21 protein-coding genes are annotated in these 18,910 nt (G+C 52.9%); 2 read left to right on the top strand and 19 right to left on the bottom strand.

Annotated features, from left to right (window positions below):
• The 15 genes from EFER_RS17390 to EFER_RS17320 all read right to left on the bottom strand — a co-directional run bounded on the left by EFER_RS17390 (position 1) and on the right by EFER_RS17320 (position 12,887).
• On the bottom strand, positions 1–585 hold the full coding sequence (locus EFER_RS17390) for a DUF3261 domain-containing protein (protein WP_000597704.1): 585 nt from the start codon (positions 583–585) through the stop codon (positions 1–3).
• Complete coding sequence (locus EFER_RS17385; protein ID WP_000180190.1) at positions 582–2,900, bottom strand: MMPL family transporter; 2,319 nt, start codon at positions 2,898–2,900, stop codon at positions 582–584. Before EFER_RS17385 ends, EFER_RS17390 begins: the two co-directional genes overlap by 4 nt.
• On the bottom strand, positions 2,869–3,474 hold the full coding sequence (locus EFER_RS17380) for a LolA family protein (RefSeq protein ID WP_000670562.1): 606 nt from the start codon (positions 3,472–3,474) through the stop codon (positions 2,869–2,871). The genes EFER_RS17385 and EFER_RS17380 overlap by 32 nt, the downstream gene beginning before the upstream one ends.
• Entirely contained in the window at positions 3,471–3,893 is a 423-nt protein-coding gene (locus EFER_RS17375; RefSeq protein ID WP_000930889.1) for an acyl-CoA thioesterase, read from the bottom strand. Before EFER_RS17375 ends, EFER_RS17380 begins: the two co-directional genes overlap by 4 nt.
• Before the next feature lie 3 nt (positions 3,894–3,896).
• Positions 3,897–5,573: a glycosyltransferase family 2 protein gene (locus tag EFER_RS17370; RefSeq protein ID WP_000115627.1), complete on the bottom strand. Its 1,677-nt coding sequence runs from the start codon at positions 5,571–5,573 to the stop codon at positions 3,897–3,899.
• A complete protein-coding gene (locus EFER_RS17365; protein WP_002431781.1) occupies positions 5,564–5,917 on the bottom strand; it encodes an ApeI family dehydratase in 354 nt (117 codons plus the stop codon). The genes EFER_RS17370 and EFER_RS17365 overlap by 10 nt, the downstream gene beginning before the upstream one ends.
• On the bottom strand, positions 5,904–7,265 hold the full coding sequence (locus EFER_RS17360; RefSeq protein WP_000815054.1) for an AMP-binding protein: 1,362 nt from the start codon (positions 7,263–7,265) through the stop codon (positions 5,904–5,906). The genes EFER_RS17365 and EFER_RS17360 overlap by 14 nt, the downstream gene beginning before the upstream one ends.
• Positions 7,262–7,843, bottom strand: coding sequence for a COG4648 family protein (locus EFER_RS17355; RefSeq protein ID WP_000014368.1), 582 nt, complete (start codon positions 7,841–7,843; stop codon positions 7,262–7,264). The genes EFER_RS17360 and EFER_RS17355 overlap by 4 nt, the downstream gene beginning before the upstream one ends.
• Before the next feature lie 4 nt (positions 7,844–7,847).
• Positions 7,848–8,099 (bottom strand): acyl carrier protein, encoded by a 252-nt coding sequence (locus EFER_RS17350; protein WP_000139646.1) that lies wholly within the window; start codon positions 8,097–8,099, stop codon positions 7,848–7,850.
• Between the two features lie 11 nt (positions 8,100–8,110).
• Positions 8,111–8,368, bottom strand: coding sequence for a phosphopantetheine-binding protein (locus EFER_RS17345; RefSeq protein WP_001148682.1), 258 nt, complete (start codon positions 8,366–8,368; stop codon positions 8,111–8,113).
• Positions 8,349–9,164, bottom strand: coding sequence for a lysophospholipid acyltransferase family protein (locus EFER_RS17340; protein ID WP_002431780.1), 816 nt, complete (start codon positions 9,162–9,164; stop codon positions 8,349–8,351). The genes EFER_RS17345 and EFER_RS17340 overlap by 20 nt, the downstream gene beginning before the upstream one ends.
• A complete protein-coding gene (locus EFER_RS17335) occupies positions 9,161–9,883 on the bottom strand; it encodes a beta-ketoacyl synthase chain length factor (RefSeq protein ID WP_002431779.1) in 723 nt (240 codons plus the stop codon). Before EFER_RS17335 ends, EFER_RS17340 begins: the two co-directional genes overlap by 4 nt.
• 42 nt (positions 9,884–9,925) lie before the next feature.
• Positions 9,926–10,984 (bottom strand): methyltransferase, encoded by a 1,059-nt coding sequence (locus EFER_RS17330; protein ID WP_000284720.1) that lies wholly within the window; start codon positions 10,982–10,984, stop codon positions 9,926–9,928.
• A 69-nt stretch (positions 10,985–11,053) separates the two neighbouring features.
• Positions 11,054–11,431 carry a hypothetical protein gene (locus tag EFER_RS17325; RefSeq protein ID WP_024256545.1) on the bottom strand — a complete coding sequence of 126 codons (378 nt, stop codon included), beginning with the start codon at positions 11,429–11,431 and terminating at the stop codon, positions 11,054–11,056.
• Positions 11,432–11,837: 406 nt separating this feature from the next.
• Positions 11,838–12,887, bottom strand: a complete 1,050-nt coding sequence (locus tag EFER_RS17320) for an AI-2E family transporter (RefSeq protein WP_002431778.1) — start codon at positions 12,885–12,887, stop codon at positions 11,838–11,840.
• A gap of 98 nt (positions 12,888–12,985) precedes the next feature.
• Between EFER_RS17320 and EFER_RS17315 the strand changes: the two genes are divergently transcribed.
• A complete protein-coding gene (locus EFER_RS17315) occupies positions 12,986–14,224 on the top strand; it encodes an MFS transporter (RefSeq protein ID WP_123059579.1) in 1,239 nt (412 codons plus the stop codon).
• 3 nt (positions 14,225–14,227) lie between these two features.
• On the opposite strand, the gene EFER_RS17310 is transcribed toward EFER_RS17315, so the two are convergent.
• Both EFER_RS17310 and EFER_RS17305 read right to left on the bottom strand, forming a co-directional pair.
• Positions 14,228–14,785: a DcrB family lipoprotein gene (locus EFER_RS17310; RefSeq protein WP_001245285.1), complete on the bottom strand. Its 558-nt coding sequence runs from the start codon at positions 14,783–14,785 to the stop codon at positions 14,228–14,230.
• 72 nt (positions 14,786–14,857) lie between these two features.
• Entirely contained in the window at positions 14,858–15,523 is a 666-nt protein-coding gene (locus tag EFER_RS17305; RefSeq protein ID WP_000148728.1) for a 7-cyano-7-deazaguanine/7-aminomethyl-7-deazaguanine transporter, read from the bottom strand.
• A gap of 203 nt (positions 15,524–15,726) precedes the next feature.
• On the opposite strand from EFER_RS17305, the gene tusA reads away from it, so the two are divergent.
• On the top strand, positions 15,727–15,972 hold the full coding sequence (gene tusA, locus EFER_RS17300) for a sulfurtransferase TusA (protein ID WP_000130622.1): 246 nt from the start codon (positions 15,727–15,729) through the stop codon (positions 15,970–15,972).
• Between the two features lie 112 nt (positions 15,973–16,084).
• On the opposite strand, the gene EFER_RS17295 is transcribed toward tusA, so the two are convergent.
• Together EFER_RS17295 and zntA are read right to left on the bottom strand one after the other, a co-directional pair.
• A complete protein-coding gene (locus EFER_RS17295; protein ID WP_000631640.1) occupies positions 16,085–16,579 on the bottom strand; it encodes a DUF2004 domain-containing protein in 495 nt (164 codons plus the stop codon).
• A gap of 108 nt (positions 16,580–16,687) precedes the next feature.
• Positions 16,688–18,889, bottom strand: coding sequence for a Zn(II)/Cd(II)/Pb(II) translocating P-type ATPase ZntA (zntA, locus tag EFER_RS17290; protein WP_000106502.1), 2,202 nt, complete (start codon positions 18,887–18,889; stop codon positions 16,688–16,690).
• Positions 18,890–18,910: the final 21 nt, after the last annotated feature.

Raw genomic sequence — 18,910 nt, 5'->3', positions numbered from 1 at the left:
TCAGTCACCTAAGTATTGAATGGTGATGTGGTATTTAAAGACATGCTGCTCAATGCTGATTGGCACGCGTTTTCCTTTGCGATTCAAATAAGTGATTTCCGTGACCAGTTTGCCACTGGCGTTACGCAGTTCGCGTTTGTCACCGTTGTCGCGAAGCGTCCATCCAGCGGGGAGTTGCGGTTGCCAGGCGCTAATCGGCCAGTGGCTGAGCATTACGTCAGCCAGCACCTGACTTGCGGGCGGCAGTTGCGGGACGACGATGGATTGCTCGGCGCGTAGCCCTTGCGCATCGTAGGTCACCAGAAACAGACGAATGCCGACTGATGACAGTCCGGCAAGGGTGATTTTCTGGTCGTCGGCATTAAGCATCACCAACAGCGACTGGGTTTTGCCGTTGAAGCTGCCAGTCAACAGTTGTTGGGAATTGACGGCGGGCGATATCCCCGGCGCAGGCAGCGTGATGCGTGTGCCAGGTTGCAGCCACGCCTGCGGGCGGCCTTCCTGTTCCGATTGCGAGTGGCTACAGCCGGTGAGGATAAGCGTAGCGGTCAGGGCGAACGCTCGCCAGAAGGTGGATTTGATCATTTTTTTGTTCTCTTTTTATCGGGCATAGCCAGCGGCGAAAGCAGGAAGGCGGTGAAAATACCGCTCACCAGCACAATGCCAAAACTGCTGATGGCCTGGGTGGCGCTGAATACCAACATTCCCAGCGTCAGCAAGGTGGTGAGCATTGCCAGCGCTATCGCCAGTAGCGAAGTTAACGGTGTACCGCGCGGATTACTGAAAAACAGCGTGTAGTTGATACCGATGCCAAGCACCAGCACCAGCGCCAGCAGCGAAAAGAGATTCACCGCCTGCCCGCTCATCGCCAGCACCGCCAGACCACAGCCCAGCGAAAGCACCGAAGGCACCAGGCTGATAATCCCTTTGCGCCAGCTGAGACGGGCCACTGCGCCGCAGGCAATCACTGCCAGCGCCACCAGCAACAAGCCGGTTAAGACGTAGCGGTAAAGTGCGAACAATTCATCAAAGGAGCTTTTGCGATCAACCCAGGCAATGCCGCAAGGGTAATAGCTGGCGATTTCCTGCAACAATGCGCTACTTTTAACCCCTTCAACCGGCACCAGTACACCGCTTTCGCCGTTTTCCAGCGTCAGCCACAGCAGACGCCAGCCTTCACTGGCGGGGCTTGCCAGCCATTCATCGACCTTCACCGGCATGGCGTTGAGATCTGGTTTCACCGCCGTCAGCCCTGCATTTTGCAGTGCTTTTGTTACCGTCGGGGCAGCCGTTTTCAGCAGGTCTAAGTCTTCCTCCTGCCGCGCCAGGGAGTTCAGCGGAATAGTGCGGTAGTTGCTGATAAGCCCCTCTTTTTTCGCATACTCAAGTGAGGCGGTATATTTCTCCAGTCGCCGCAATGTTTGCTGTGGGGAGTCGCCGTAAACCACAAACCATTTTTGATCGACGCTCTGCCCGGTCAGGGCGGTAATGGCTTTTTCCTGCGCCAGAATATGCTGCGGTAGCGCCTGTAACTGCGAGATATCGTCATCGACGCGCAGCATTGACATCCCCGCCAGCGAAAACAGCGCCAGCGCAACGGGCAGACCCCGCGACAGTTTTTTATTGCGCCGCCACGCTGCCAGCCAGCGTAGCATCAGCGCCATCGCCGGAACCGGGCGCACCGGCAGACCACGGCACAGCCACGGATGCCAGAACAGGACGGTCAGACAGGAGGCGCTCAACCCGACGGCGGCAAAAATCGCCATCTGGCGAATGCCGGGGAAGGGGGCGAGCATCATAATCAGATATGCCGCCACGGTTGTGAGCAGCGCCAGCAGCAGGGCATTGCGTACTTTCGCCAGGCTTTGCCACGGCGAAACGTCGTTGCCGTGCACCATTCGTTCGGTGAGGTAATAGAGCGTGTAGTCAGCGGAAATGCCGATAACGCTCATGCTCATCACCAGCGTCATCAGGTGTAATTCACCGAAAATCAATAAAGTGGCGACCGTTCCCGCCAGCGCGCCGATGCCGATGGAAATCACGCAAAGCAACAATGGGCGCAAAGAGCGGAACACCGCCACAATCAGTAATATCACCCCCAGCAGCGTTGCCACGCCCAGGGTTGAGATATCCTGCTTCGCCTGTTGACTGGCGTAATCGCTGTAAAATACCGTGCCGCGCGAGAGCAACTGCGCCTGTGGGTAACGCGTTTTCAGATCCTTTTCCAGCGTATTCAGGGTCGTGATGAGCTGGTGGGTTTGCTGCATATCAAACGACGATCCCGCCAGTTCACCGTGCAGCAGATACCAGTAGTTGCCCTGGGGATCCTGCGTCACCAGCCAGCCGTCCATCAGCCGCAAACGCTGGCCGTTTTTCGCCATCGCCAGCTGCGAGCCGCGCATTAACATCAGCGGATCGTTTTGCAGCTCCTTGCCGCTTACCCCGGAGAATGCGGAATAAAGCTGGGAGAGGATCCACTGCGCCTGCGCTTCGCCGCCGTTTTGCAGGCGGGCGCGGGTGTCGGGGTCAATCAGGCCGTTGCGGTGCTGCCAGAAAAACGCTCCCCACGCTTGCTGGCTGGCGGCATCCATTGGTCCTTTAACGTCGCCGAGCGCAGCGGATTTTTGCAGCAGCGTCAGCCACTCCTGAGCGACCCTGGGATTAGCCTCTTTACCGGGGCTGACCAGCCACACCAGTTGGCGGTCCAGACGCTGCATAAAGCCGTCATTCAGCGCTGGGGGAATATCGCCCATCGCCTGTTTGGGTAACATAGCCAGCACGCTACTGTTCAGCCGTGATTGCGGCAGCAGGATCAGCAACGCCGCCGCCATGACCAGGCAGACTAGCCCCCATAACAGCGCGGGGCGTTTACTGGGCGGCAAAACGTTGGCGTTCGTCATCGGTCAGTTGCGCTGGCGTCAGTTGATGTTGGGTAAGAGCAATATCGGTGCGATCGCCCTGTTTATCATTAAGTTGAATGCTCTCCAGATAGGTTTTCCCGGCGAGATCGATGGTGTTGAAAATTTTATCCAGCGGCGTGGTGGTCGGCGTCAGGCGCAGCGTCCAGCGGCCTTCGCCTTTGTCAGCAAATTCGACGCGGAAGTTTTGTTCCAGCACTTTGCGATCGGCCTGGAACAGCGCGCGCAGCAGGTGGTTAAACTGGAACATCTGCGGGTTGTTTTCTGCCGTGATGATTTGCGGCGGCTGACCGTTGATCACCTGCACCATGCGTTTATCATCCAGCAATAGCTGCATGGGGAACGGTGAGGTTTGATCCCACAATAACCCCTGGTCGCGGGCGATCAACATCTGACCCTGAGATCGCAGCGGCTGCGGCAGATCTTTAATCGTCCGGGTTTGATCAAAATGGGCGCGGATCACCGGTTGTTCGGTAAAGCGTTGCTGAAGATCGTCCAGGGTCAGGGCGCTCACAAACGGGCTAATCAGCAGCGCCAGCAGCGGTAAAAATTTCATGGTTTGACTCCCATGCGTTCAAACAGAATATCGGGGCTGACAAAGCACAGTTCGCGACTTTGCTCGTCGACCGCGACCTGAATGGTGTATCCGGTGGTGGCGCGTTTGCCCGTTTCGGCATCGAAAATCTGATAGCCAATCCGCAGACGGTTTTCGAACTCTTCGATATGCGCACGCACGCGGATGCGTTGCTCAAAGGTGAGGGCGTGGCGATATTTCACCCGCGCATCGACCACTGGCCACAAATAACCGGACTCTTTCATCTGCCGATAGCCGTAATTGAACTGGTTGAGCAGCGCCTCGCGGGCCACTTCAAAGTAGCGAAAATAGTTACCGTGCCAGGCCACGCCCATCATATCGACGTCGTGAAATGGAATGATCAGCTCGACTTCAGCGGTAAATCGGGGATCGTTAAGCACCCTTTACTCCTTGTCCTGGACTTCCGGCAGTTGCCAGAAATCGAAAAAATTAAACCAGTCGAGGGGCGACTGGAGCGCGTGATGTTCCAGACGCGCGGCGTAATGATCGATAGCGTTTTGCAGCGCCTGCTTGCGTTCGCCACGCGGCAACAGCAGCGGGTCGGCAAAGGTTTCGCAGTGAATATGCAGCTTGCCGTGCTGGCGCAGGGCGAAAATCAGATTCACCGGGCAGCGCAAAATAGAGGCGAGAATAAACGGCCCCTGTGGGAAGGGCGCAGGCTGGCCCATAAACGAACTCCAGCAGACGCGCCAGTCGCCGCCGCGTTGCGGGTTGATGGCGATGCGGTCACCAACAATCGCCACCCATTCGCCGTTATCCAGCTTCTCTTTTAGCAGGATGGCGGTGTCCGGGCCGATATCCGTCACCGGGAGCAGGTTGATGCCTGCCTGCGGGGCCATCTCCTGCATTATCTGTTTAAAACGTTGGGCGTTTTCGCTAAACACCAGCGCGTTAATGGTTTTGTAGCCCTGAATTTTTGCCAGCGCCCGGCACACTTCCACATCGCCAAGATGCGAGGCCAGCAGCAATTTGCCTCGCGGATCGCTGACGTTAAGTGCCGCTTCTGCGCCTGGTGCAAACAGCACATCACGCCCGAGTTGTAGCTCGCCGCGCCAGCTGGCGATTTTGTCGAGCATGGCGTTGCCGAAACGTAGAAAGTGCTGATAGCTGTTGAGTTTTGCTGCCTGTGGTTGATGCTGGCGCACACGGGCGAGCCAGTCTTGCGATGCTTTGCGCGCCCGGCTGGCGGTGAGCCAGTAGACGCCCACCACCGGGTAAAGCAGCGCGCTAAACGCTGTTTTTCCCAGCAGACGCCAGACCAGCAGCATCAGGCGCATTCCCCATAATCCTTTCACTTCGCTCTGCCGCGCCCAGTGGCTGGAAGAGTGGCGCATCAGCAGTGAAGGAATACGCGGCAACATGCCGAAAAACAGACGTGTGTGCATCAGCGAGATGCGGACGTTATCTTTCAGGGCATCAAAATGCGAAAGCCCGTCCAGCGGATAGGTGACGCGGGTCGGCACGAAATAACTGGTGTTTCCCTGCCAGTAGAGGCGCACCATCACTTCGGTGTCGAAATCCATCCGCTTGCCGATGGTGGCGTGTTTTGCCAGTTGCAGCGTTGGCACGACTGGATAAACGCGAAAGCCGCACATGCTGTCTTTCAGTTGCAGGGAGAGCGTTTCGATCCACACCCAGACGTGGGTGACCCAGCGCCCGTACAGCCGTGAGCGGGGGATGGAGTCATCGTAAATCGGCTGGCCGGAGATCAGTGCCGCAGGGTGTTGTTCAGCGAGTGCCAGCAGTTTGGGGATATCTTCAATCGCGTGCTGACCGTCGGCATCTACCTGTACCGCATGGCTGAACCCCGCGTCTGCAGCCGCCTGTAAGCCGCGCATTACCGCCGCGCCTTTGCCTGCGTTTTCTGCCAGGCGAATTAAGGTCACGCCAGGCTGTTCGGCAACCAGATTATCCAGTTGCTGTTGCGTGGCGGCATCGCTGCCGTCATCCACCACAATACAGGGCAGATTAAATGGCTTAAGACGCGCCAGCACGCCCGGCATCATTGCGCCGTGGTTGTAGCAGGGGATCAACACGCAGGGAGAAAAGTTTACCGACATAGGCGGATCTTCCCGCTACTGGCGGTGTGGCGGGCGTCACCGTCGTGACGCTGATAACTAAAGCTCAGAATCTGGCGTTCTTCCTGCCAGCTAAGCGTGAGTGTGACGCGGTTATCCGGCAGCAATGGAGCCTGGAATTTGATGTTCTGAATTGAGTGAAAACGCCAACCGGGCGCGAGCAGGGCAAGCGCGTAACTCATCGCCCAGTCGATTTGTGCCACGCCGGGGAGTAATGGTTGTACGGCAAAATGACCGCGAAACCAGAACAGATCTGCCCTGAGATGCAAAACAATCTCAAGGTGATTCGCTTGTGCCTGATGGCGCTCGATTTCATGGGGCTTCATGAAATAACTCCTGTAATTGCGCATAGACACGCTTGTTCATACTGTTTACTGGCATTTCATCAATAACGCGCCAGTAACGCGGAATAGCAACTGGCTCCAGCGTCGGGCGCAGTAATCGCCGCCAGGCCATTTCCTGGCTGTGCCCGCCGCCGTTTTGCCATTGCAGGCGAGCTTCGTCATTCAGCACCAGCAAAACGCCAATACTCTGACGCCCGCCGCGCGTAACGGGAACTGCCGCCGCCTCGTGAATACCGTCCAGCGCCAGCAGACGTTGTTCTACTTCCTGGAGTGAAATGCGTTTTTCTTCAATCTTAACGATGCGTCCGCGACGCCCCATCAGATGGAACTGGCCGTCTTCGCTAAACTGCAAGATATCGTCGAGTAACAGGCCGCTATCTTCCTCCATCAGAGGTGAAAAGAGACGAAAGGCATCATCTTCGGCCTGGAACTGCATACCTGGAAAGGGCCGCCAGCGGCGTTGCTCTTGTTCGCGGTAACGCCAGGCGATGACGCCGGTTTCCGTGCTGCCGTAGATTTCATCAGGCCAGACGCGCAGCCAGCTCGCGGTGTGTTGTACGTCCTGCCACGGTAGCTCACCACCAGCAGAAAGAAGCACCTGAACGGGGGGCGGGGAAAGCTGTGTATCCAGACGCTTCAAAAATGCCGGACTGCTGATGAAGATATAGCGATGCTGATGACTCAACGCGGCAAACTGTTCGACATACCAGAGCATGGCGGCATGGAGCGGTAATCCCAGCGCCATGGGCAGGAAAACGCGAAAAGTCAGGCCGTACAAATGCTGCGGCAATACGGAACCGACGACACGACTTCCGGCAAGACGTGCACCTAATCGTTCAGCCAGCAGTTCTGCTTCACGGTCCAACAAACGAACAGGTTTAATCACCCGCTTCGGCTGCCCTGTGGAACCAGAGGTAAACAGCTCGATATAAGCGTCAGGCGCTATAGCGGCAAAGGTGAATGATTGTGTCGCGACTTGTGGGGAGCTTGCTACCAACAGCAATGAACCTTGCCAGTTAAGTTCGCTGTCGCTAAGCACACCATCAAAAAGTTCACGTTGCTCATTAAGCTGGATAACGCGGTTATGCCCCGGAAGCACCGGTGTTTTTCCGGCGTGTAGCGTGGCGAGCAGGGCAACGATAAACAGATAGCTGTTCTCAAAGCACAGCGCCCAGCGTTCACCTGGCTGTTGCTGCAAGCGGCAGATAAGTTGCGCGACATCGTGACGCAAATCGCTCAGCGTCCAGGTGCTTTCGTCCAGCCACGCAATGGGCGTGTCATCAGGGCGTGGCGCAGTCAGCCAGCGTGCAAGCGGTAAGGTCTGCTTCATGAGCGATCTCTTTTCATCACCTGACGGCGCACCAGCCATTCACCAGCCATTAACGTTCCCATTAACAAATAAGCAATCATGCCGTTCCAGGCAGTCCATAACGACATATCGCCATGCAGCGCGGTAAAGAGGGCAATTCCGCCGTTGATGATGAAAAAGCCGCACCAGATTTGCGTGACGTGGCGGGTATAGCGCACGCCCTTTTCCGGGAGATCTGGCTCCTGCAAACGTGCCAGCCGCTCAACAATTGGCATTGCCGACCACAGCGAACCGCCAAAAACCGCCAGCATGACCGCGTTAACCACTGCCGGGTAAAACAGCAGTAGCTGGTGCGTTTTCAGCAGAAAGCTGGCGGCACACAAGGCGATGCCTACGACAGCGACGATTTGCGTGACGGCTTGTAGTGGCCCGGTCTGGCGACGGGTCTGGCGCAAGCGCAACAAAAACAGCAGCGCCATCAGCGGCAACAACCAGTGCAGGCCGTTATGCGCTAAGCCAAACCAAATCACAAACGGCCAGGCGAGCAGCAATAATCCAGTCAGCAGCTTAATCATCGGTAGCGAGCGAATGCCCGACATCAGATCAGGCTTCTTGTAGCAGGCGTTCTACAGCCTCGACGACATCCTGGACTGTACGCACTGCTTTAAACTCTTCCGGCTTGATTTTCTTACCGGTTTTCTTTTGCAGGTGCACAATCATGTCAACGGCGTCGATACTGTCCAGCTCCAAATCTTCGTACAGGCGCGCTTCAGGTTTGATGTCTTGCGGATCGATTTCAAACAGCTTAACCAGCAGAGCTGAGACTTCCTGATAGACGGTTTGTTGTTCTGTCATGATGGCTTTCCTCAGGCACGTTGCGCAGCAATGAAAGAGGCCAGAGTGGCGACGGAGAAAAAGTGCTGACGCATCTCTTCACTTTCCGCAGAAAGTACAACGCCATATTCATTTTTCACTGCCAGCCCCAGTTCCAGGGCATCGATAGAGTCCAGCCCTAAACCATCACCAAACAACGGCGCTTCGGTTTCGATATCATCTGGTGAAAGCTCATCCAGATTGAGAGTAGAGATAATGAGGTTTTTGATTTCAAGATAAAGCGCTTGCATCATTTTTTCCTGAGAGAGGTAATGTACCTGGTTGTAATTGCAGCAAAAGATGCCGGTTAAGCTGCCTTGCTGCCAGCGCCGGTTCTTGTGAGTTTGCGTCGTAAAAACGGTTAATTTGTATCCGTTCACCCACTTCGACGGTAAAGAGTGGTTTAGCAGGTGGAACGTCATACCATTTACTTTGTTTATCAAGTAGATGCTCGCTACAACGAATCGTTACGATGCGTAAATCACTGGCACAACGGACCGCAATATTGGCTGCACCACGTTGTAGCGTCATTTTTTCTCCGGGACGAGTTCGGGTTCCTTCGGGGAAAATCAGAATAGTGTCACCCTGTGCCAGTCGCTGTTGGCAGCGGGGTAAGAGGGTTTCAGCTTCGCTGTTGATTAAATAATCTGCCGCCCGCACAACGCCGCCAAGAAAAGGATTTTTTAACAGTGCGCTTTTCACCAGGCAGTCAGTTTCTGGCATGACTGACGCCAGCAGTACGTAATCGATAAGCGTGGGATGATTAGCTACGACGAGGCAACCGCGTTCCTGACGTAAAATTTCAGCCCCATCAATACGATAATCCAGCACGCCAAGCCCTTTCGCGGCGGTTAAAAACAGGCGAAAACTGGCGGCAATGCTGCGACGCGCCAAACGACGGCGGCGGGAAGTGTTCCACACCAAAACTAACAGTACGTTAAACCACACCACAGAGAGTAGTAGTCCGCCGAGGCCAAACAGGGCAAAACACAACCCGGTCATAACCAGTCGCCATGTCCATTCCAGGCGTGACATCAGATTACTCATCCACGGCTCCAGCGCCACTGTACGCGCTCGCCAGGAAGTGAAAAAGCATCTGAATTTTGTAAATAGTGCTGTAAAAACAACATGCTTTGCGGCAGTGTTGTTTCATTGCCCGCAATGGCTGGCTGTGTTTCACATTGCCACTCATCGCCAGCTTCAATCACCAGCGCAACAGCATATGGCCAGGTCGGCATTTCTGCTGGGAGCTGCGGATGATAGAACTCAGGTAGAAAGCCATCAAAATCGACCATCAACACACGCTGGTATCCCGCTTGTAGCAGGCTAAGCACTTCACTCAAACCTTGCTGGAAACTATCGCGACCAGCCGAAAGCGATGACGAAACGATCGGCTGTTTGGCCGCAATGGTCAGGTTACCCACGGAAGAGTTGTGTACGGAGAGCGCGAAGTCCGTCGGAGAAAGCGCCTGTTCGGTTGCCAGTGCATGAACAATGCGGTAATTGCGCTCCAGCTCGCCATGACGACTGGTATACAAAACGGCGTCTATTTGATGGCGGCGTAGCATTGCCAGACCGCATTCAACAGCCAGTTTGCTCCCGGAGCTGAGGCGGCGGGCGGTCATCATTGGCAGTTCACTTAATTTTGCCAACGGTGCTGTCGGGTCAATTGCCTGAGGCTGACGTGACCACTCCTGCCATTGCAGCGTTTCACTAAGTCCAGGCGCTCTTGCCTGCCAGTCGAGAATGTTTAATGCAAATTTCATCAACGCGCGCCCGCGGTAAACCGTAAATTCAGTAAGGAGTAATTATTTCTTTTGGCAGATCAATAAAGTATGCCCAACGCCTAAATTATCGTGGCGTTCTTCTACCTGGAACCCTGCTTTATTCAGATAGTCATAAAATTTTTCAGCACTGTAAAACCGGCTATTGCCATTCGCCATGCAGGTGAAGTAGAGCGAAGAGGCATTCAGACTAAATGAAGCGGCTTCAAAACGTTGTGCATCCCAGAATAATTCCATAATGCAAAGTTTTGCGCCGGGTTTCATCACATTTGCCACTTTGGTCAGAATGGCGACAATTTGCTCTGGCGAAAAACAATCCAGGAATTGACTCATCCACCAGACATCAGCCCCATTTGGCAATGGCGCGTCGCTTAGCATATCCACCGCGTGGAAATCTATGCGATGAGAAAAACCTGCATTCTCAATATTTTCTTTCGCGAGTGCAATTTGTTGTGGCAAATCTAATAGGGTAACGTTGATATTTGCGTTGTAATGGCAGCAACGTAAGGCCCATTTACCCGTATTTCCGCCCACATCGTACAGGGTTGCAGGGTTGTTGGCGAATACATAAGGCAATGCGGCGTCAAATGCGCCATCAGAGTAGTAATGATCAAAAGCGAACCAGCTTTCACGTGCGGCATCCGGTAATTGTGAAAGTGCCGGATATATCGTTGGCCAGTCGCCAAATACTTTTAAGCCAGAGGGTTTCCCTTCTTTCAAAGATTCAGCCAAAAAGAACAGCCCCTGATAACAGACGTCCTGAGTAAAATCCATATTTACCCGGGTCATGGTGTCATGCAAAAGGAAATGACCGATCTTTGCCAGATAATATATTCCCTCTTTACAGGTAATTATTCGCCCGCTTAATCCCATATCTAACAAAACGCTGGCGGCATATTCATTGATTTGACTATTTTCAGTGATATCTGCCAGGGAGGCACCACATTTACCTTGTTTATCAAGATAAGTCAGCACACCTGCGTTACGCAGACACAATGCAGTTTGAAAAAGCATAGGGGCAAAGGCAATGCGTTGAGCTTCGGTAATCGCATCCAGTGCGCTAAGTGAATCCTGTTGATACATGTTCGGCACTACCTGTTAAGAGGGGAATTAAATGATTATCGGACCGAAACGGCCCGACTTTAGAAAAAATTACAGCCCTGCGCCCGCAGATAAATTCAACTGAATTTCTTTATCGAGGTTGCGTACCCAACGATTATAATTTTTATGAATTTGACCGCCGGAAGCCTGGAGATTCTGGCTATTTTCATAATTGATATCGTAACTGGATGCGGTGTAATTAATACGAATTTCTGCAGTGTGAGCGCGGCTTTGTTGACGTGCTTTAATTACGCCAGGTCCAGCTTCGGACATTATCCATTGACGTTCTACACCTGCTTTAAGAATGGCTTTTTTCACTTGATCCTGAGTGTGACCAGCGCTGACAGTAGAGTGGACCTGGTCAATTGGTGCAGTACGAGCACAACCTGCTAAAGCACCCACAACAGCAATTGCGGCAAACCATTTCATGTAGTGTTTCATCAAAAACTCCCTGATAAGGTATTGTTTATTCGAATGAATTTAATGCTGACAGAAATTATTGCCCCGGTGAGACAACGTATTTTTATTTAAAGCAAATTTCTATTTCTGTAATCAATAAATCAAAGAAAGAAAATGCAAAATAAGATATTCAACTAATACAATTTGCAGCCAGCGGGTAGCAACTATATGCGAGGGTGAGTGGCATGGCAATAAAAAATAGCTCTGATTAAGCGTGCCTTATCGGACATTAAACGCCCTTAGATATTCGCTGGTTTTATATATTTGGTTTAGGGAATGTGTTATTGCAATTCATTTGGCGAATGATTTTTATCGCGCTTAACTCAAATTGCCACCGTATTCATCACGGTGGCAATCGATAATTCTGTAAATCGTATTAACCTGGTAATCGGCTTTTTGGTCTACCAGGTCCCAGTAAAATCGCCAGTTTACTGCCTCCCTTAGTGGTTTCCATCCAGATTTTACAGACGCTGGTTAAGGGTACTGAAAGTAACATCCCGACCGGGCCGAGCAGCCAGCCCCAGACTAACAAAGAAAGAAACACCACCAGTGTCGACATTCCCAGACGATGGCCCATCATTCGTGGTTCTAAAATATTGCCAATAACCATATGGACGATTAAAAATAGCGCACCGACCAGAATGCATTCGTAAACACCATTAAACAGCAGCACCTGGATCATCGGCGGTACGGCGGAGATCACCGCGCCGATATTGGGCACATAGTTGAGCAAAAATGCCAGTACAGCCCACATCAGTGCGAACTGAACTCCCATCAGTGCCAGCCCCAGCCAGACGATTACGCCTGTCCATAAACTTAACAGCGTCTTCAATGCAAGATAGTGAGAAACGCCTTTTAATGCGCGATGTAATCCGGCGATGTGAATCTGTGGGTTATTCAGCGCAAAACGCATTTTGTAAGGAACGTGGCGCACTTCAAACAGCATAAAAACCACGGTCATCACCAACAGAAGTACGCTTGCCATTGCCCCGGAAAGCCCCGTCATCAGCGCTGTGGTGAAGGTTACCACTTTTTCCGAGTCCATCCGTTGTAGCATTCTTTCTGGTGAAATATGCAAATTGAGAAAAGGTAACATCTCCTGCAATTTAAAAAGCTTGCGCGTCAGCTCCTTATTAAACTTCGGCAACATCGAGATAAATTCATTAAATGATGCCGCCAGCACACCGACCAGTGCGGTAAGTGCGATCAGCATAACCACTACTACGATCGTAATGGCAACGGGGCGCTGGACTCCACGACGAATAAACCAGGTGACGAGCGGGTTGAGGACGATGGCGAAAAAGAGCGCCAGTAACAGTTGCACAATGATATCTGCCGCAGCATGAATACCTGCGAGGATTACTACCAGCGAGGCCAATTTCAGTAAGATGTGCATTCCCGTTTTATCGGGTTGAGAGGTTTCCATCGGTGATTTCCTGTGACTTTTTGTATTAAGTGTAGTGGTACTCTCCGGGGCAATAATCTGATTCTTCCTGCTGATTTTCACACCATTGCATGTTAAAAATGAAACTCTGTTCTAAATACGGGGTAATCGTGATGCCCGAGCCCGCACTTAATGGTCTGCGTCTGAATCTGCGCATTGTTTCAATTGTCATGTTTAACTTCGCCAGCTATCTCACTATCGGTTTACCGCTCGCGGTATTACCTGGCTATGTCCATGATGTGATGGGATTTAGCGCCTTCTGGGCGGGGTTGGTGATCAGCCTGCAATACTTCGCCACTTTGCTCAGTCGTCCACATGCCGGGCGGTATGCAGATCTATTAGGCCCCAAAAAGATTGTGATGTTTGGGCTGGCTGGCTGTTTGCTCAGTGGTGGGGCCTATTTTCTGGCGGGGAGTGCCAGCAGCTGGCCGGTACTCAGCTTGTTACTGTTGTGTCTTGGGCGTGTGATTCTGGGAATTGGACAAAGCTTTACCGGCACTGGTTCTACTTTGTGGGGCGTCGGTGCGGTGGGATCGACTCACATTGGTCGGGTGATTTCGTGGAACGGCATCGTCACGTATGGTGCGATGGCGATGGGCGCACCGCTTGGTGTTCTGTGCTATCACTGGGTTGGGCTACAAGGACTTTCACTTTTTATTATGGCGGTTGCCCTGGTGGCACTGCTGCTGGCGATCCCACGTCCAGCGGTGAAAGCGAGCAAAGGGAAGCCGCTACCGTTTCGTGCAGTACTGGGGCGAGTCTGGCTTTATGGGATGGCGCTGGCAATGGCGTCTGCCGGGTTTGGCGTTATCGCCACCTTTATCACGCTGTTTTATGACGCGAAAGGTTGGGACGGAGCGGCCTTCGCACTGACGCTATTTAGCTGTGCGTTTGTCGGTACACGATTGTTATTCCCTGGCGGCATTAACCGTATCGGCGGCTTAAACGTAGCGATGATTTGCTTTAGTGTTGAGATAATCGGCTTGCTACTGGTCGGGGTTGCGATGGTACCCTGGATGGCGAAAGTGGGCGTTTTGCTGGCAGGTGCGGGTTTTTCGTTGGTCTTTCCGGCGTTGGGCGTTGTGGCAGTAAAAGCAGTGCCACAGCAAAATCAGGGGGCGGCTCTGGCGACTTATACCGTCTTTATGGATTTATCTCTTGGTATTACCGGACCGTTAGCCGGGTTGGTCATGAGCTGGGCAGGTGTATCCGTGATTTATCTGGCTGCGGCGGGGCTGGTGGTTATTGCATTACTACTAACATGGCGGTTAAAAAAACGGCCTCCGCAACCACTGTCGGAGACCGCTTCATCATCGTAGTCGTTACTTAATTTCCAGAGTGTTAATGATGCTTTCCGCTGCGGTTTGCGCTTTTTGTTGATCGTCCGCTGGCAACGTAATTTGCATGGTCAACAATTGCTTATCTACATTGCCTAAAACAACAGAAGAATAAGCTGTCTGGCCTTTTGCGGAGATAATACTGTCCAGCTGCTGTAACTTGTGCCCATTAACTTCGATGGTTTTGTTCGTGACGACCTGCAGTTGTGGGTCACGGCTGCGCTGTTGATCTTCCAGACGCTTCGCCAGCACTGCCAGATCCAGGTTAGGATCATCACCCATAATGACAATGACAGCTTTCTGCCCACTGGCATCAGAGTAAACGTGCATATTATTGGCCTGAGTGCCCAGCTTGCCACTCTGATCAGTCATGTCTGCAGGTAGCTGGAAACTGAGTTTACCGTCCAACAAATTTACTGATTGCCCGGCAGCATTGCTTTCAGCAACGGTGCCTTCAGTTGAAGCGTTGGTGTCTTTGTCATCACAAGCCGCAAGCCCCATAACCAGCAGACCAATACCGACATATTTAACCAGATTGCGCATTGACTTCTTCCTTTCGATAAACGGCCATAACGGCTCATTCACCCATCTTATCACAACTCTGATAACGTACCTTTAACTCGCCTGCAATGCGTTGATTTCAGATTTGTCTGCCAGTCTTTTCAACAGCATATTGAGTAATACGCCATACATCGGCAGGAAGAAAACGATACTGATTAACACTTTGAAACAGTAATCGACCAGCGCGATTTCCATCCAGTGCTCGGCCATAAAGGCATCCGGGCTGCGCCAGAAGGCAATGAAGAAGAAGGCCAGCGTGTCACTGACGTTCCCAAACAGCGTGGAAGCTGTCGGGGCCAGCCACCAGCGACGACTCTGGCGCAGGCGGTTAAAGACGTGCACGTCGAGGATCTGCCCCAGCGCGTAGGCCATGAAGCTGGCGGTGGCAATACGTGCGACAAACAGGTTGAAGTGGGCGAGAGCGCCGAACCCTTGCCATGAACCCATATAGAACAGCGATGAGATGACGTAGGAGATCAGCAACGCCGGGATCATTACCGCGAAGATAATGCGTCGGGCCAGCGGCGCGCCAAAAATACGCACGGTCAGGTCGGTGGCAAGAAAAATAAACGGAAAGCTAAACGCGCCCCAGGTGGTATGAAATCCAAAAATAGTAATCGGGAGCTGTACCAGATAGTTGCTGGAGGTGATCACCAGCAGATGAAATAGCGATAGCCAGAACAACGCTTTTACGCGCTGCGATTGAGAAAAATGCGTCATATTGTGACCTTTTTGGTAATTGGGGTGAGGGAACCCAACGCGCAGCGAGTTACCGCAATAACGCGTCTAAACTTTTAAGCCGCCGCATGATACTGCTTTGCCAAGACATTGCAACGGCTAATTTATACGCAATCGTTAACCTGATTGGCTTAACGGACAACAGGGCGTAAACTAGCGCCGTTTTTTTAGCGACAGAGAAGAAAATGACCGATCTCTTTTCCAGCCCTGACCATACTTTAGACGCTCTCGGCCTGCGCTGCCCGGAACCCGTGATGATGGTGCGCAAAACTGTGCGCAATATGCAACCTGGCGAAACGTTGCTGATTATTGCTGATGATCCGGCGACGACACGCGATATTCCTGGGTTTTGTACCTTTATGGAACACGAACTGGTTGCTAAAGAAACGGATGGACTGCCTTATCGTTATTTGATTCGCAAAGGGCATTAATTGCCCTTCGGGATTATATGCTCTAAAAAAATTTGAAGTACAGGAAGGTAGCAAACGTGTTAAGTGCAGGAGCTTAAACGACAGGGGCAAATGAAACCGCCCCCAGAATTACTTAACTTTCCCAGGTAATATCCAGCAACTCACCCTGCTCATCAAAATTAAATACCAGCAACTGATCCGAGATATCCTTTGATATCCCATAATCCACGGTCATTTTTAACCTGCCTGGAGCAGGAGCTGCTAACCAGAGATGAACGCCACGTAAAGTGAGTTGCTTTGCACAGGCCTCGTGCGTAGGTGGAGTTATATCAAGAGATTGTAATGTTTCAGCATCGAGTTCATCTAAATGAAACTCAATAAACTCATCAACAAACGCATTTGTTCCTTTCTTTTGCGCAAGTACGTTGCGGATAATTTCAGTACATGCAGGGAGGCTATCCAGGAGTGGAACGATTTTCTCAATGGGGGTATTTGGCAGGACATCTTCAAAAATATTTAGCCAGACAGTTCGCTTTTCATTGTTAAGCGTAACTGTTACGTATTCTGCGAAACCCTCTGACTCATCAACAGCGAGCCTTCCCCAGTAATTTGAATTTAACGTAATCATCCATTGATTCCATGTATATGTTATGTAATGAGATCCTGCGAAGCCCGTATTAGATAGCTTCGCAGGGCTCACCGTATATCATGGTCAGGATGGCAGCAATCCGAAAAACTACCCCTTCCTGCACAACAACCTTAACGCATTCGCCGTCACCAGCACTGTTGCACCCGTATCTGCCAGCACCGCCAGCCAAAGGCCAGTCATTCCTAATAGCGTGGTGACGAGGAAGATCCCTTTCAGCCCCAATGCAATGGTGATGTTCTGGCGGATATTGGCGTGAGTGGCGCGTGCCAGTTCAATCATCTGCGCCAGGCCGCGCAGGTGGTTATGGGTTAATGCTGCGTCGGCGGTTTCCAGCGCCACATCTGTGCCACTGCCCATTGCAATCCCAATAGCGGCAGCTTTCATCGCTGGCGCGTCGTTAATACCATCACCGACCATCGCCAGCGGCGCATGTTGATTCAGCTCGGTCACCGCTTTGACTTTATCTTCTGGCAACAGGCCCGCTTTAAATTCCAGCCCCAGTTCACCGGCGATTGCCGCCGCTGCGCGTGGATTATCGCCAGTGAGGATCACCCCTTTGACACCCAGGGCGCTCAGTTCGCTGATGGCAGTTACGGCGTCGGCGCGCAGGGTATCCTGCAATGCAATGACACCCAGCACTTCATCGTTACGCACCACCAGTACTACCGTTTGCCCGGCGCTTTCCAGTTCGTTAATTAAACCAGCAAATGCAACAGCCGGATGTTTTCCGGCAGCGCATATCAACACGCGCTCACCGTTAATCAGTGCTTCAATACCAGACCCGACCAGCGCCCGCTGTGATTCGGCGGCGGGAATGGCGAGTTCAGCAACCTGTGCTTCGCGTACGATGGCCTGCGCCAGTGGATGCGTCGCGCCTTGCTCGACCGCCGCTGCCAGTGTCAGCAGTTCAGATTCACTAATACCCGTTGCCGGATGAATCGCGGTAACGCGCGGTTTACCGACGGTCAGCGTACCGGTTTTATCAAACGCCACCTGGGTAACACGACCTAGTTGTTCCAGCGCCGCACCGCCTTTAATCAACGCCCCGCGGCGTGCCGCTGCTGCCAACCCGGAGGTTATCGCCGCAGGCGTGGAGATAACTAACGCACACGGGCAGCCAATCAGCAGCAGCGTCAGACCTTTATAAATCCACTCCTGCCAGCTTGCGGCAAACAGCAGCGGCGGCACCAGCGTCACCAGCAGGGCGACGGCCATAATCGCGGGCGTGTAGATACGGCTGAAACGGTCGATAAACCGCTCAATGGGCGCGCGGCGCTCTTCGGCTTCTTCGATCAGTTTCAGAATCCGGTCAATGGCGCTGGCACCCGGTTCTGACAGCACTTCCAGCGTTACCAGACGGTCTACGCTGGTGGCGCCTGCAGGAACTTTATCACCCGTCGCGCGCTCCACCGGAATGGATTCGCCGGTCAGGGCGCTTTCATCAAAACTGGCAAAGGGCGAGAGCAGTTTACCGTCGGCAGGTAAACGCCCACCTGCCGCAACTTCGATAACATCGCCCGGACGCAGGCTGTTAATTGCTACCTCTTCACGCTTGCCATTACGCAGGCGCGTGGCGGTTTCTGGTTTCAGCGCCATTAACGCGCTAACGCCCTGACGCGCGCGGCTGGCGGCCCAGCCTTCCAGTCGTTCACCAATCAAAAACAGCAGCAACACCATCGCAGCTTCAGCCGTTGCGCCAATAAACAGCGCGCCAATGGCGGCTACGCTCATTAACGTTTCAATGGCGAAGTAGCTGCCCGATTTGATCAGCCGTAATGCCTGGCGCGCAATCGGGTACAGCCCAAACAGTGTGGTCGCGATAAACGCCAGTTGACCGAACGGATGATTAAACTGCTCCAGACCCCAGCTGATTGCCATCAACACGATTAGCGTAATCAGCGGCAGATTCTCTTTCAGGCGTGATTCTTGTTGTTCTGCGGCTGCCTGTTCATCGCGCAGGGAATAGCCCGCTTTTTGCACCGCAGATTCAACCTGGGCACGGATGTCATTGTCGGCATCCACCACCAGTTTTTCGGTGGCGAACAACACCTGCACCTGATTCACGCCTGCAAGCTGGCGCACGGCATTTTCTACCTTGCGCGCGCAGGCGGCGCAGTCCATGCCGCTGACTTTCCAGCTATAGCGGGTGCCGGAGACGTTTTCAGAGAGCGTTGGCGTGCTGGAACATGCACCGTCGCAGCAACAGTCGTTGGTGTTCTGTGCCGTGGTTAGCGGTTTGAACGCAGCAAAGTGAGGGGCTTTCTTGCCGTGATTGTCAGGAGTCGACATGGCATCCTCCGGTTAAGTTTT

This window comes from Escherichia fergusonii ATCC 35469 (assembly GCF_000026225.1).
Taxonomy (GTDB): Bacteria; Pseudomonadota; Gammaproteobacteria; order Enterobacterales; family Enterobacteriaceae; genus Escherichia; species Escherichia fergusonii.
This window is presented reverse-complemented; position numbering and strand designations above follow the sequence as displayed.

Coding starts and splice junctions, on each gene's coding strand:
- EFER_RS17390 (WP_000597704.1), bottom strand. CDS start 585: ATGATCAAATCCACCTTCTGGCGAGCGTTCGCCCTGACCGCTACGCTT.
- EFER_RS17385 (WP_000180190.1), bottom strand. CDS start 2,900: ATGACGAACGCCAACGTTTTGCCGCCCAGTAAACGCCCCGCGCTGTTA.
- EFER_RS17380 (WP_000670562.1), bottom strand. CDS start 3,474: ATGAAATTTTTACCGCTGCTGGCGCTGCTGATTAGCCCGTTTGTGAGC.
- EFER_RS17370 (WP_000115627.1), bottom strand. CDS start 5,573: ATGTCGGTAAACTTTTCTCCCTGCGTGTTGATCCCCTGCTACAACCAC.
- EFER_RS17365 (WP_002431781.1), bottom strand. CDS start 5,917: ATGAAGCCCCATGAAATCGAGCGCCATCAGGCACAAGCGAATCACCTT.
- EFER_RS17360 (WP_000815054.1), bottom strand. CDS start 7,265: ATGAAGCAGACCTTACCGCTTGCACGCTGGCTGACTGCGCCACGCCCT.
- EFER_RS17355 (WP_000014368.1), bottom strand. CDS start 7,843: ATGTCGGGCATTCGCTCGCTACCGATGATTAAGCTGCTGACTGGATTA.
- EFER_RS17350 (WP_000139646.1), bottom strand. CDS start 8,099: ATGACAGAACAACAAACCGTCTATCAGGAAGTCTCAGCTCTGCTGGTT.
- EFER_RS17345 (WP_001148682.1), bottom strand. CDS start 8,368: ATGCAAGCGCTTTATCTTGAAATCAAAAACCTCATTATCTCTACTCTC.
- EFER_RS17340 (WP_002431780.1), bottom strand. CDS start 9,164: ATGAGTAATCTGATGTCACGCCTGGAATGGACATGGCGACTGGTTATG.
- EFER_RS17335 (WP_002431779.1), bottom strand. CDS start 9,883: ATGAAATTTGCATTAAACATTCTCGACTGGCAGGCAAGAGCGCCTGGA.
- EFER_RS17330 (WP_000284720.1), bottom strand. CDS start 10,984: ATGTATCAACAGGATTCACTTAGCGCACTGGATGCGATTACCGAAGCT.
- EFER_RS17325 (WP_024256545.1), bottom strand. CDS start 11,431: ATGAAATGGTTTGCCGCAATTGCTGTTGTGGGTGCTTTAGCAGGTTGT.
- EFER_RS17320 (WP_002431778.1), bottom strand. CDS start 12,887: ATGGAAACCTCTCAACCCGATAAAACGGGAATGCACATCTTACTGAAA.
- EFER_RS17315 (WP_123059579.1), top strand. CDS start 12,986: ATGAAACTCTGTTCTAAATACGGGGTAATCGTGATGCCCGAGCCCGCA.
- EFER_RS17310 (WP_001245285.1), bottom strand. CDS start 14,785: ATGCGCAATCTGGTTAAATATGTCGGTATTGGTCTGCTGGTTATGGGG.
- EFER_RS17305 (WP_000148728.1), bottom strand. CDS start 15,523: ATGACGCATTTTTCTCAATCGCAGCGCGTAAAAGCGTTGTTCTGGCTA.
- tusA (WP_000130622.1), top strand. CDS start 15,727: ATGACCGATCTCTTTTCCAGCCCTGACCATACTTTAGACGCTCTCGGC.
- EFER_RS17295 (WP_000631640.1), bottom strand. CDS start 16,579: ATGATTACGTTAAATTCAAATTACTGGGGAAGGCTCGCTGTTGATGAG.
- zntA (WP_000106502.1), bottom strand. CDS start 18,889: ATGTCGACTCCTGACAATCACGGCAAGAAAGCCCCTCACTTTGCTGCG.